Source organism: Microbulbifer maximicatervae (SeqCode) (assembly GCF_052467225.1).
The window spans coordinates 1,774,879-1,787,162 of the sequence record NZ_CP174303.1; the positions used below are offsets into that span (position 1 = coordinate 1,774,879).

The window sequence follows — 12,284 nt, forward strand, 5'->3', positions numbered from 1 at the left end:
CGTTTATTCCTCGTAGCCACCAAACAAACTACTGTCGATTAGGTCGCACAGGCAAAAAATTGTCAGAAGATGTACTTGGTGTACCTCTGCTGCGACATCGGATGGCACCCGTAGTTCAATATCATGGGTATCGAGCAGGGCGGCGCAGTTGCCGCCATCACCGCCGGTCAGTGCGAGTATGCCCATATCCCGGTCCCGAGCCGCACGCATGGCCTGAACCAGGTTTGAGTCGCGCCCATCGCTACTGATGATTACGAGAAGATCACCGGGCTGCCCCAGGGCGCGAACCGGGTGTGCGAAGGTGTCTGCACCGCCGTGGTTCGAGGCAACAGTGCCCATGGAGACGCCGTCGCTGTTGAGGGCCATAGCCGGTAAGCCGGGGCGTTCGCGCTGGAAGCCGCCGGTCAGTTGCGAGCTAAAACTTTGCGCCAATGCGCCACTGACACCATTGCCACAGAGCAGGACTTTGCTCTCTGCCAAGAGTGTATGCACCACCATTTCGCTGGCTTCTGCAATCAGCGGGGCCAGTATCTCGCCAGCGTTCATTGTGGCTTCAAGGCTGTGGTGAAAAAGGGTTACGACTCGCTGTTCCATTGTGTCCTTAATTCAGGTGAGCTCGAACTCACCATAACTTGACGGGGTAAATCTCGGTTTTGCCTCAGGCTTCGAAGGCGCTTTTAATCCACTGGATGTTTTGTGCATCGCCATCTATGGCAAGGACATCGAAGCGGCACGGACAGTCCAGTTTATGTTGCTGCAAATAGCGGCTGGCAGTGGCCAGTAGCTTAGCTTGCTTGCGTGAATCCACGCTGGCTGCGGCCCCGCCGAATTGGCTCTTACGGCGGAAGCGGACCTCCACGAACACGACAGTATCGCTTTCACGGGCGATAAGGTCTATCTCTCCGTGTGAACTGCGATAATTGCGCTCCAATAAGGTGAGCCCCGCGCGCTGCAAATAGCGGGCTGCGGCAGCCTCCATTTGGCTGCCGACAGTACCGCTTGAGCCCTTAAAAAGCCTCACGATTCCCACTTAATTCAATCGGCTCCCGCTGCGGCAACTGGGGCTCGACGGTAGTGATGGGCACCGGCACCCCTTTGTCGATTCGCGCCCACATTTGTTCGCGCACTATGCGGCCATCAGCGCTCAGGCTCAATGCGCCGGTGAGACCGTGTACTTTCTGTTCCGGGAATTGGCGCAACATCGGCAAGCGCGGGTAGAGGCGGAAGGCATCGGCACCTAGGGCATAGAGTCTGGCAAAAGCCGGTGCGGGCGACGCCTGCTCCTCGATATCCTGCTTGGTTTGATTGCTTTCAAACAGCCAGGGCAGGGCGGTAAAGCGAATACCGTTCATATCCCTGTCGCGATTGCGGTTGATGCTGCCACCAAAGACATGAGAGGTAGCGTATACGGGCAGGTCACTGGCGTAGTAGTAGGTCAGCATGGGATTGAGCTGACGCGCCTGTTGGGGTTGTGCTGCCAGGAATACCATATCGACATCGTCACGGCGTCTGGGGGTAAATTCCAGCTTTGCCGCCAGGCGACTCTGCAATTCCTTCTTGCGCGCGTTGCTGGTGGGAATTAACAGGGCATCGCTGACCAGGGCTGAGAACTTGCTGTTGTCCTTAAATGTCCGGCGAATGCTGACTGAGCCACCGAGGCGCAGCCACTCTTCTTCAAATGCTTCAGCGCCGCGCTGCCCCCAGCTATTGTCAGCGGTGAGGACCATTGCCTGTCGCTTGCCCTGCCGGTAAGCGTGCTGGGCAATTTGCCGCGCTTCATCTTCAATTGCCAGTCCAAACTGGACCAGGTCTGTGGTCAGGCGCCCCTCATCGCCGTAGTTGAGGGCGAGAGTAGGCACTGGCAGTTTTTCTGTGGCAAGCAGGTTGGCTACCTTGCTCTTATCCAGTGGGCCAACAATCATCTGCGCACCGGCATCTACGGCGCTCTGGTAAATTTCCTCAAATGGCTGACCGGAACCGGTGTCGTAAACCATCACTTTCGGAGTTGCGCCGCCAGCATTTAGGGCGGTGTAGTGGGCGGCCATAAAGCCATCCCGGATTGCCCTGCCAGCGTTGCCCAGGGGGCCGGACAGTGGCAGGAGCAGCGCCACGCGGTCTGCCCGCTGGGCGGCCAAGCGCTCTAACAGCTGCAATGCCTGTGGCGGATGGGAATTGGCACTATGGGCGGGCCAGCGCTCGCGCCAGCGGCTGAGGGCGGTCAGCTGTGAGCTGATATCCGTCTGGGTGTCGCGGCCCAGCAGGGCGAGTTGATACCAGGCGCGCATCTGGGTGTCATTGCTTTGGGTGGCGCGAGCCTGCAATTCACTGGAGGGCAGCTGGGTCAAGAGGTGCCAAAAGCCGTTGTTATTCTCTGTGATCGCTTCGTCGGACTGGGCGATATAGGAGATTTCGCGCCGCTCACTAATTGCGCTGTCGAGATTTCCCAGAAGTCCCCATAGGTCAGCGCGCAGGCTGCGTAGAGGTAAGGCAGTCTTCTGTGGTAACTCCGGCCACACATTTTCCAGGCGTGGAGAGGCTGCCAGGTCGAGGGCCTCAAAGAAGTCGTCGTCTGCGGCAAGTAGGCTGCCATAGACCTGTGCATAGCTGGCGAAGAGGTTGTCGTCCAGCTGTTCGGGCGTAATTTTGATTACCGCCTCTTTTGCCGTCTCTTTATCTCCCAGCTCGTATAGAATAGCGGCCGCTTGCAGGCGCTGTTGATCCCGCGCCGGTGCCGGCAGGGTGTCGGCACTGCGCAGCATACGTACAGCTTCACTGCGGCTTGCGGTGTGGCCGGCCGAATAATCCGGCTGGTAAACGTTTGGCCGGGAAGCCGGTGTCTGGCAAGCAGCCAGTGCGACTGCCAGTGAGGCAGCTGCCATTCTGGTGATTACAGTAGAGGTGCGCCGGGAAGAGGCGGACATAATCTTCTCCCGCAATATTTATATTTGGAGTGAACAGCTATGGGGCCGGATCAGGCGCTGCTTTATATTGTCGCTACGCCCATTGGTAATTTGGCCGATATGGTACCGCGAGCGATCGAAGTTCTACAATGTGCCGATCTGGTTGCGGCGGAGGACACACGTCACAGTCAGCGATTATTTTCCCATTTTAATATCGATACGCCATTGATGGCATATCACGATCACTCGGATGACAAGCGCACAGAGCAGATTTTGCAGCGTTTGGAGCAGGGCCAGACCATTGCCCTGATTTCCGATGCGGGCACCCCATTGATCTCAGACCCCGGTTATCGCCTGGTGCGTGAAGCCCGAGAGCGAGGAATCAAAGTCTCTCCGATACCGGGGGCTTGTGCTTTTGTCTCTGCACTGAGTGCCGCCGGACTCCCCAGTGACAAGTTTAGTTTCGAGGGATTTCTGCCGGCTAAGTCCGGTGCCCGTGAGCGAGCCCTGCAGGAATTGGCCGGTGATACCCGTACCCTGGTGTTCTACGAGGCCCCGCACCGGGTTGCTGACACTCTGGAAGCAATGGCGGTCGTGTTCGGCGGTAATCGAGAGGCGGTGATAGCCCGCGAGATCAGCAAGGCCTTTGAAACTTTTCAGTTGATGCCTCTGGCTGAGTTGGTTGAGTGGGTCCGAGCTGACAGCAATCAGCAGCGCGGTGAGATTGTTTTGATGGTACGTGGTGCAGAGCGCTCTCGTGAAAGCGAGCTGGATGGGGAGGCACAGCGTGTAATGTCGCTGTTGCTGGCGGAGTTGCCGCCGAAAAAGGCGGCGGCGATCGCTGCCGAAATTACTGGAGTGAAAAAGAAAGTCCTGTACAACTGGAGCCTGGAGCAAAAATAAGGCACTGATTGCTGCAATTGCCTGTTGCAATCCGTCTGTCGCCTCTTTACTCTTCGCCGCGAGCTGGCCGGGCAATCGCTGTCGCCTTGTGCGATGGAGGAAAGTCCGGGCTCCATAGGGTGGAACGCCAGGTAACGCCTGGGGGGTGCGAGCCTACGGAAAGTGCAGCAGAGAGTAGACCGCCGATGGCTCCTTTTTTGGGAGTACAGGTAAGGGTGAAAGGGTGCGGTAAGAGCGCACCGCGCGGCTGGTAACAGTCCGCGGCATGGTAAACCCCGTTCGGAGCAAGACCAAATAGGCCCTCTATAGGTGTGACCCGCACTGAGGGCGGGTAGGTCGCTTGAGGTGTCTGGTGACAGGCATCCCAGATGAATGATTGTCCTCGACAGAACCCGGCTTACAGGCCAGCTCAACAATTTCAAAAGCCCGGCATTTGCCGGGCTTTTTTATTTGCCTGATGTGGTGGTCCCGGCTCCGGTAGCCCTCTTTGTATTCGCCTATTTCTTCTCGTTTAATTTCGGCTAAAGCCTCTTCTTGGTGCAAAAAAATTGATTAACTATTAAGGGGGCGATCGTGCCAGATAGTGCTGTTCCGACTAGTTTCAATGTGCCAATATGCGCCACTTCTCTGGAGGCCGCGATTTTACAAGGGGTTATGGGGACTTTGGGGTCGAATTCCTTGACTTTGTGTCGGCCAGTTTTATAGTGTCGAGAGTGGGAAAAAGTGGAAAATCGTGGAAATTTGTGGTTTATTCGCGATAAGTAAGTGGGTGTTCACACCGCCAGGTTAAAGTCGAACATCTTTCTCCATTGACCCGCCATACGGGAGTGAGTCGCGAGAGGCGCGATCTCCAAAGCGAGAACCACTAAACGTGTATTTGGGCAGCCATGCAATCAATATGGACGCCAAGGGGCGTCTGGCAATACCGGCACGCGTCCGCGATAGGCTGTTGGATGAGTGTGCGGGGTACTTGGTGGTGACTGCCCATACAGAGGAACGCTGTTTGTTGGTGTATCCGTCGCCCCAGTGGCAGCAAATTCTCCCGAAGATTGAAGCATTGCCCAGCTTTAACAAAGTGGCTCGGCGCGCTCAGCGCCTGCTGATCGGGTATGCCTGTGAGCTGCAGGTGGATGGCAATGGCAGGGTATTGATTCCGCCAACTCTGCGTGAGTACGCGGGGCTGGAAAAGAAATTGATGTTAGTGGGGCAGGGGAAAAAGCTGGAGCTCTGGAGTGAGGAGCGCTGGATGTCCTGGCTCGATGATAGTGAAGACGAAGAGGGTATGCCTGAGGAAATGGCATCCCTCTCTTTATAAGGGGAGTACCGGGTGTCTCAAGAATTGCATCGCAGTGTGTTGTTACGCGAGGCCGTAGACGCTCTGGTGACTGAGCCGGATGGGTTTTATATCGACGGCACCTTTGGCCGGGGTGGGCATAGCGCCTCAATCCTTGAGCATTTGGGGCCCAATGGCCAGTTGGTAGGGGTGGATAAAGATCCCCAGGCTGTTGAATTTGCAGAGCAGCGGTTTTCCGGTGAATCCCGTTTTTCCATTTGGCATGGGTCTTTTGCCGATATGGATAAGGCTGCCGGGCAAGCTGCCGGTAAGGTCAGTGGAATATTGCTCGATCTAGGAGTGTCTTCGCCGCAACTGGATCAGGCCGAGCGCGGTTTCAGTTTTATGCAGGATGGCCCCCTGGATATGCGTATGGATACCAGTCGGGGTATCAGTGCAGCGGAGTGGGTCAACACTGAGGCTGAGGCCGAAATGGCCCGGGTGTTTAAAGAGTACGGCGAGGAGCGTTTTGCCCGTCGAATGGCTGCTGCCATTGTAAAGCGCCGGCTGGAAAAACCATTTGAGCGCACCCTCGATTTTGCCGAGGTTGTGAAAGAGGCGAATCCGGCTTGGGAAAAAGGTAAACATCCTGCTACCCGAGTCTTTCAGGCTATTCGTATCCATATTAATGGCGAGTTGGATGATCTGCAGAGCGTATTGGATAAATCCCTGCAGTTGCTGGCACCGGGTGGGCGCCTGGTGATTATCAGTTTCCACTCTCTTGAAGACCGAATGGTGAAGCGTTTTATTCGGGAAAAAGAGCGCGGTCCCCAGTTGCCTCGTGGCCTTCCGGTTATGGATAGTCAGATAGCCAAGTCACTGCGCTCGGTGGGCAAGGCAGTGAAAGCCAACACGGTTGAAGTGGATGAAAATCAGCGGTCCCGCAGTGCAGTAATGCGGGTGGCAGAAAAGCTGGCGGGAAGCTGAGTTTATGTCTGGCAAGGCTCTACTTGGAGTGGGGGTAATGTGGATAGCGGTAATACTGTCGTCGCTATCTGTTATTCATACCACCCAACAAAGCCGAGAGTTAACTGCTGAGCTCGGTAAGGCACAAAAAGCCCACGATGAATTGCGCTATGAGCAGGAGCGTCTCCTTTTGGAGAAAAGTGCCTGGTCTGCCTATAGCCGGGTCGAACAGGTCGCTCGAGAAAAATTAAAAATGCATATGCCAGCACCTTCGGAACAGGTATTGGTAGTGGCGGATTAAGTTTTAACCGCCTTGGATGAAGACGTAAGTACCCCACTGCTTGCCCGGTGGGGTTTCTGCGTTTGGGGGCTTTGGCCTTTAAATAATTATAAAGAATTTTGCGTTAATTGAGTTTTGGAGTTCAGGTCCTGGAGAGTGGCATGCTCAGCCGGGATGCAAAATAAATAGATAACGCCAACTGGGAAAACATGGGCGCAGTCAAAAAAAAGGATATTCAGCCGGGTATAGCCCGCTGGCGCTTTGCGCTGGTGGCGGTCCTGCTGTGCCTGCTCGCTCTTACCCTTGTGTTCCACTTGGCCAAACTGCAGGTAGTGCCTGCTGCTGAGCGCGGATATCGTTTCCTGCAAGACCAGGGCCGGGCCCGCACCTTACGCACCGAAGAAATTGCTGCCTATCGGGGCTCAATAGTCGATCGAAACGGTGAGCTCCTCGCTGTCAGTACACCGGTACACAGCCTGTGGGCCAATCCCAAGCTGTTGAGTGAAATAAGCGATGAGAATTTAGTGCGCCTGGCTCGCGCGCTGGATTTACCGTCTTCCAAACTGGGCACGCGCCTGAAGAAATACCGCAATAAAGAATTTATGTACCTGCGCCGACACCTGTCTCCAGAAGAGGCTGAGAAAGTGCTGGACCTGGCTATTACAGGTGTTTTCAGTAAAAAAGAGTATCGGCGCTTCTATCCTGCTGGGGAGGTTGTAGCCCAACTTCTCGGTTTTACCAATATCGATGATCGCGGCCAGGAAGGAATGGAATTGGCCTACGACGATTGGTTGTCCGGACAGCCGGGATCACGTCAGGTAATTAAAGATCTGAAAGGGCGCACGGTAAGGGATTTGGCAATTCGTCAAGAAGCGCAACCGGGCAGGGATCTGCGTTTGTCTATCGATATGCGCCTGCAATATTTGGCCTACCGGGAATTAAAGCGGGCGGTGTCGGAAAACGGCGCCGCTTCCGGCTTTATGGTGATTCTCGATACTCACAGTGGCGATGTGTTGGCCATGGCCAACCAGCCTTCATTTAATCCCAATGACCGCAAAGGGGTTAAATCGGCGGCTATGCGCAACCGTGCGCTGATCGACCAGTTTGAGCCGGGTTCTACAGTGAAACCCTTAACGGTATTGGCGGCTTTGGAAACCGGGCGCTACACCCCAAGAACAGAAATAAACACCAGCCCTGGATATATTCGCGTTCCGGGAAAAACCCTGGTGGACCCGGTTAATTACGGAAAAATAGACCTCACCAAGATTATTACCAAGTCGAGCCAGGTGGGAATTACAAAAATTGCTCTCGATTTGGAACCAAATTCTCTGCGGGGACTCTTTTATCGCTTGGGTCTGGGCGAGGCAGTGGGCAGCGGCTTCCCCGGTGAAGCACAGGGGATCTTGCCCAGTCGCAGCCGCTGGCACCCAATCGAGCGGGCTAATTTCGCCTTCGGCTACGGTTTAACAGTTAACGCTGTGCAACTGGCACAAGCCTACAGCGTACTGGCGAATGAAGGGGTTAAGCGTCCTGTTTCCCTGGTTTTATCCGGTGACAAAGTTCTGGGCGAGCCTGAGCAGGTTATTGAGCAGTCCTTGGCTGGGCAGGTTACTGCGATGTTGGAGACGGTGATTGGTGCTAAGGGTACCGGACGCCTTGCCGCTGTAGAAGGTTATCGTGTCGCCGGCAAGACCGGTACTGTGCACAAAGTTGGCAGTAGTGGCTATGCGGATAATCGCTATCGCTCAGTATTTGCGGGCTTTATCCCCGCTGATAATCCGCGCCTTGCCGCGGTAGTTGTTATTGATGATCCCAGTCATGCCAAATATTACGGTGGTGAAGTTGCTGCGCCGGTATTCGGTGCGGTGATGACTGGTGCTATGCGCCTGTTGCAGGTTCCGCCGGAAAAAATTGAATCGGCGGAAGGGCAATTGGCCGCGCAGTTAAGCGAGAGGGGTTCAAAATCGTGAGTCAGCGCGAACAACATTCTGTTTCTATCAAAGAATTAGTGCCGGGATACGCCGGTATTCCCGATATTTCTGTCACTGGTATTGCCCTGGATAGCCGCAAGATAAAAGCGGGCGATGCATTTATGGCCTTGCGCGGTTCTGTGGTCGATGGTCGGGAATATATCGATGCGGCAATTACTGCAGGTGCTGCGGTAGTGCTTGCCGACGGCGACAAGTTGGAATGTAAAAGCCGTGGTGATATCCAGGTGGTCAGTGTTCCCGGTCTGGCAAAGCGGGTAGGGGAAATTGCCGCGCGCTTCCACGGTAATCCCAGTGGTGAAATGCACTTGGTTGGAGTGACTGGCACTAACGGTAAAACCACTTGCGCCTATTTGACTTCCCAATTACTGGCTCGCCACTTTGGCAGTGCAGCATTGATAGGCACCATCGGCAATGGTGTCTGGAAAGATAACCAAATCGAATTGCAGGAAACGGGTTTAACAACGCCTGACCCGGTGAGTTTACAAGCGGACTTTGCAAATTATCGCGATAGTGGCGTTGCCGCTGCCGCAATGGAAGTTTCTTCGCATTCCCTTTCTCAGGGACGTGTGCATGGGCTGATTTTTGATACGGCAATTTTTACCAATTTGAGCCGCGATCATTTGGATTATCACGGCAATATGGCCGCTTACGGCGCAGCCAAAGAGAAACTTTTCGGACTGCCTAAATTGAAGCGAGGAATCATTAACCTGGATGATCCGTTTGGCGCCCAGTTGGCAGAGCGCTGCAAATTGCGTGGCCTGCGCGTTATTACTTATGGGCTGCAGGCGGGTGATTTATATGTTGCTGATCTGCGTCGCCATGAGCGCGGTTTTTCTGTAAAGCTTAATTCCCCCTGGGGCAGCGGTGAGCTGCACGCACCCTTAATCGGCGATTTCAATATTCACAATGCCTTGGCTGTGGTAGCTGCTGCAGCGGCAGAGGGCATGCCTTTTGAAGATATTCTTGCCGCTTTCCCCACTATCAAAGCGGTGCCGGGGCGTATGGAACGTGTCCTGGTTGAGGGTTCCGATGATGTGGGTGTATTGGTGGATTATGCCCATACACCAGATGCTCTTCGCGCTGCTTTAGCAGCAGCGCGCCCATACTGTCGCGGTAATTTGTGGTGTGTTTTTGGTTGTGGCGGCGACCGGGATACGGGTAAGCGCGCGGCGATGGGGCGTATTGCCTCCGAGATGGCGGACCGTGCCATTGTGACTAGCGATAATCCGCGTAGCGAGGAACCGCAAAAAATTATCGACGATATTCTCGAAGGGGCTGCCAGTAATATCGAAGTTGAAATTGATCGCGCGACAGCGATATCTCAGGCGGTATCTGCAGCCCAACCGGGGGATATTGTATTGATCGCCGGTAAAGGGCATGAGGATTACCAAATTATCGGCAGTGAAAAAATTCACTTCTGCGATCGTGAGCAAGCTGCTGCAGCTCTCAAAGCCCGCGTGGAAGAATCGGGCCAGTCAAGTGAAGGCAAGGAGAGCCAAGGTGATTAATCCCCTTACGTTGCAGCAACTGCAGAGCCGTTTTGGTGGTGAGTTAATCAATGGCTCTGTGGAGTTTGAACTGGTTTGTACGGATACCCGCAAGCTGGACCCCAAATCTTTATTTGTTGCTCTGGTTGGCGAAAATTTTGATGCTCACGACTTTGTCGGTGAGCTGGATGGCCAGGTATTGGGGTTGGTCGTCGATCGTGAAGTGCCCAGTTGCAGTTTACCGCAGTGGCGTGTTGAAGATACGACGGTCGCATTAGGACAAATTGGCTTACTGTGCCGTGAGCAGTTTGACGGTCCGGTTGTGGCGATCACAGGGTCCTGCGGAAAAACCACCGTTAAGGAGATGCTGTCTGCAATTTTTTCCCAGAGCCATACACCCTGTGTAACTGAGGGAAACCTGAACAACCAGTTCGGTTTGCCTATGACTTTGTTTGGGCTGACAGTGCAACACGATGTGTTGATTCTCGAAATGGGAGCTAACGGCCCTGACGATATTGGCTACCTGTGTAGTATCGGCAAGCCGCAGGTGACGGCGGTAAATAACGTAATGCCAGCGCATGTCGAGGGCTTTGGCTCTGTTGATGCTATCGCAAAAGCCAAGGGCCAAATTTATACCAGTTTGGATGTATCGGCGACGGCGGTGATCAATACCGATGATGGCTATGCGAATTACTGGTTGGAGAATATGCCCGAAGGGGTAAAGACTCTGGGTATTGGCTTATCGAATGAGTGTGCTATCCATGCGGATAATATTGTATTGAACCCTAACGGTTGCCCCTCATTTGACTTGGTAATTGAAGGCGTTGCCCACCCTGTTAGCCTGAAATTGCTTGGTGAGCACAACGTTCACAACGCTCTCGTTGCTGCTGGATGTGCTTTTGCTGCGGGAATACCTGCGGTGGAAATAATCAGCGGACTTAACACGGTGACGGGGGTTGCTGGGCGCTTGCAGGAGCAGGCAGGTATAGCCGGTGCAACCGTTATCGATGACAGTTACAACGCGAACCCGGGCTCAGTAGGTGCGGCCATTGAATTGCTGTCACAGCGTTCAGGTAAAAAAATTCTGGTGCTGGGGGATATGGCCGAGTTGGGGCCGGACGCGGAGGAAATGCATAGAAGCGTTGGAGCTTTGGCACGAGAGCGGGGCTTAGATGCGCTGTTTACCTTGGGGCCGCTGGGTACTGCCGCCAGCATGGCCTTTTCTGCGGGGAGGCAAGAGTCGCTGCGCAATTATCGCGAGAGAGAACCCCTGGTTACTGCTCTCACTCAACAATTGGATGAACAAACCACAGTTTTGGTTAAAGGATCACGCAGCGCCCGTATGGAATTGGTAGCGCAGGCACTGCTTGGCAATAGCAGAGGGGAGAAGTAATGCTGCTTTGGCTAGCGGAGCTATTACAACAACATGTCAGCGGATTTTCGGTATTTAACTACCTGACAGTGCGCGCAATTCTTGCTGCTTTGACGGCTCTGGGTATTTCATTACTTGTGGGTCCGCGCATGATTCACTGGTTGAACCATTTACAGGTGGGGCAGGCTGTTCGCGATGATGGTCCACAAAGCCATTTGAGTAAATCTGGTACCCCAACTATGGGCGGCACCTTGATTCTCGCCTCAATTTTTGCCTCAGCCCTACTCTGGTCTGACCTCAGCAATCGTTACGTGTGGGTTACTTTATTAGTTACCTTTGTTTTCGGTGCTGTGGGCTTCGTGGATGACTATAAAAAAGTCGTTTATAAAAATCCCCGTGGCCTTATTGCTCGCTGGAAATATTTCTGGCAATCCGTTGCCGGGTTGGGTGCAGCTATTTATCTGTATATGAGTGCTTCAAGCCCGGCAGAGACCCAGTTTTTTGTCCCGTTTTTTAAAGATGTTGCGATAAATCTGGGACCGGTATCTTTTATATTGTTGACCTATTTTGTCGTTGTTGGCTCCAGTAATGCGGTTAACCTGACTGATGGCCTCGATGGCTTGGCGATTATGCCTACTGTGATGGTGGGTGGAGCACTTGGGGTGATTGCTTATTTATCCGGCCATATGGAATTTGCTGATTACCTGCATATTCCCGCAATTCCAGGAGCTGGGGAATTGGCGGTGTTCTGCGCTGCCCTCGGTGGTGCCGGACTTGGGTTCTTATGGTTTAACACTTATCCGGCCCAGGTGTTTATGGGGGATGTGGGCGCTCTGGCACTGGGGGCGGCGCTGGGAATTATTGCGGTAATTACCCGTCATGAAATTATTCTGTTCATCATGGGCGGTGTGTTTGTGATGGAAACGGTTTCCGTAATTTTGCAGGTGGCATCCTTTAAATTAACGGGGAAGAGAATTTTTCGCATGGCGCCTCTCCACCACCACTTTGAGTTAAAAGGGTGGCCGGAGCCTCGAGTCATTGTGCGCTTTTGGATTATTACCGTCATTCTGGTCTTGGCTGGTTTGGCAACGCTGAAAATTCGATAAATAGAT

11 protein-coding genes and 1 other RNA gene are annotated in these 12,284 nt (G+C 53.9%); 9 read left to right on the top strand and 3 right to left on the bottom strand.

What is annotated here, in order from left to right:
* Nucleotides 1-3 precede the first annotated feature (3 nt).
* From ACJJIZ_RS07760 to ACJJIZ_RS07770, 3 genes are all read right to left on the bottom strand, one after another.
* Nucleotides 4-594 (bottom strand): SIS domain-containing protein, encoded by a 591-nt coding sequence (locus ACJJIZ_RS07760; protein ID WP_444915742.1) that lies wholly within the window; start codon nt 592-594, stop codon nt 4-6.
* A gap of 64 nt (nt 595-658) precedes the next feature.
* Nucleotides 659-1,021 (bottom strand): YraN family protein, encoded by a 363-nt coding sequence (locus ACJJIZ_RS07765; protein ID WP_413663021.1) that lies wholly within the window; start codon nt 1,019-1,021, stop codon nt 659-661.
* Nucleotides 1,008-2,921: a penicillin-binding protein activator gene (locus ACJJIZ_RS07770; protein ID WP_444915743.1), complete on the bottom strand. Its 1,914-nt coding sequence runs from the start codon at nt 2,919-2,921 to the stop codon at nt 1,008-1,010. Before ACJJIZ_RS07770 ends, ACJJIZ_RS07765 begins: the two co-directional genes overlap by 14 nt.
* Nucleotides 2,922-2,960: 39 nt before the next feature.
* On the opposite strand from ACJJIZ_RS07770, the gene rsmI reads away from it, so the two are divergent.
* The 9 genes from rsmI to mraY all read left to right on the top strand — a co-directional run bounded on the left by rsmI (nt 2,961) and on the right by mraY (nt 12,278).
* Nucleotides 2,961-3,803, top strand: a complete 843-nt coding sequence (gene rsmI / locus ACJJIZ_RS07775) for a 16S rRNA (cytidine(1402)-2'-O)-methyltransferase (protein ID WP_444915744.1) — start codon at nt 2,961-2,963, stop codon at nt 3,801-3,803.
* Between the two features lie 59 nt (nt 3,804-3,862).
* An RNA gene (gene rnpB / locus ACJJIZ_RS07780) (RNase P RNA component class A) lies at nt 3,863-4,219 on the top strand.
* Between the two features lie 455 nt (nt 4,220-4,674).
* Entirely contained in the window at nt 4,675-5,118 is a 444-nt protein-coding gene (gene mraZ, locus ACJJIZ_RS07785; RefSeq protein WP_444915745.1) for a division/cell wall cluster transcriptional repressor MraZ, read from the top strand.
* A 12-nt stretch (nt 5,119-5,130) separates the two neighbouring features.
* Nucleotides 5,131-6,063 carry a 16S rRNA (cytosine(1402)-N(4))-methyltransferase RsmH gene (rsmH, locus tag ACJJIZ_RS07790; RefSeq protein ID WP_444915746.1) on the top strand — a complete coding sequence of 311 codons (933 nt, stop codon included), beginning with the start codon at nt 5,131-5,133 and terminating at the stop codon, nt 6,061-6,063.
* 4 nt (nt 6,064-6,067) lie between these two features.
* Nucleotides 6,068-6,343, top strand: coding sequence for a cell division protein FtsL (gene ftsL, locus ACJJIZ_RS07795; RefSeq protein WP_413663017.1), 276 nt, complete (start codon nt 6,068-6,070; stop codon nt 6,341-6,343).
* Nucleotides 6,344-6,531: 188 nt separating this feature from the next.
* Nucleotides 6,532-8,292: a peptidoglycan D,D-transpeptidase FtsI family protein gene (locus ACJJIZ_RS07800; protein WP_444915747.1), complete on the top strand. Its 1,761-nt coding sequence runs from the start codon at nt 6,532-6,534 to the stop codon at nt 8,290-8,292.
* A complete protein-coding gene (locus ACJJIZ_RS07805) occupies nt 8,289-9,821 on the top strand; it encodes a UDP-N-acetylmuramoyl-L-alanyl-D-glutamate--2,6-diaminopimelate ligase (protein WP_444915748.1) in 1,533 nt (510 codons plus the stop codon). Before ACJJIZ_RS07800 ends, ACJJIZ_RS07805 begins: the two co-directional genes overlap by 4 nt.
* The gene (locus ACJJIZ_RS07810; protein ID WP_444915749.1) at nt 9,814-11,193 is read left to right on the top strand and encodes a UDP-N-acetylmuramoyl-tripeptide--D-alanyl-D-alanine ligase; all 1,380 of its coding nucleotides are present in this window, start codon (nt 9,814-9,816) and stop codon (nt 11,191-11,193) included. The genes ACJJIZ_RS07805 and ACJJIZ_RS07810 overlap by 8 nt, the downstream gene beginning before the upstream one ends.
* Entirely contained in the window at nt 11,193-12,278 is a 1,086-nt protein-coding gene (gene mraY / locus ACJJIZ_RS07815) for a phospho-N-acetylmuramoyl-pentapeptide-transferase (protein ID WP_444893034.1), read from the top strand. The genes ACJJIZ_RS07810 and mraY overlap by 1 nt, the downstream gene beginning before the upstream one ends.
* The last annotated feature ends 6 nt before the right edge of the window (nt 12,279-12,284 follow it).

What these genes read in the sequence shown, in the direction of transcription:
- ACJJIZ_RS07800 (WP_444915747.1), top strand. Translation starts at nt 6,532, where the DNA reads ATGGGCGCAGTCAAAAAAAAGGATATTCAGCCGGGTATAGCCCGCTGG.
- ftsL (WP_413663017.1), top strand. Translation starts at nt 6,068, where the DNA reads ATGTCTGGCAAGGCTCTACTTGGAGTGGGGGTAATGTGGATAGCGGTA.
- mraY (WP_444893034.1), top strand. Translation starts at nt 11,193, where the DNA reads ATGCTGCTTTGGCTAGCGGAGCTATTACAACAACATGTCAGCGGATTT.
- rsmI (WP_444915744.1), top strand. Translation starts at nt 2,961, where the DNA reads ATGGGGCCGGATCAGGCGCTGCTTTATATTGTCGCTACGCCCATTGGT.
- ACJJIZ_RS07760 (WP_444915742.1), bottom strand. Translation starts at nt 594, where the DNA reads ATGGAACAGCGAGTCGTAACCCTTTTTCACCACAGCCTTGAAGCCACA.
- ACJJIZ_RS07770 (WP_444915743.1), bottom strand. Translation starts at nt 2,921, where the DNA reads ATGTCCGCCTCTTCCCGGCGCACCTCTACTGTAATCACCAGAATGGCA.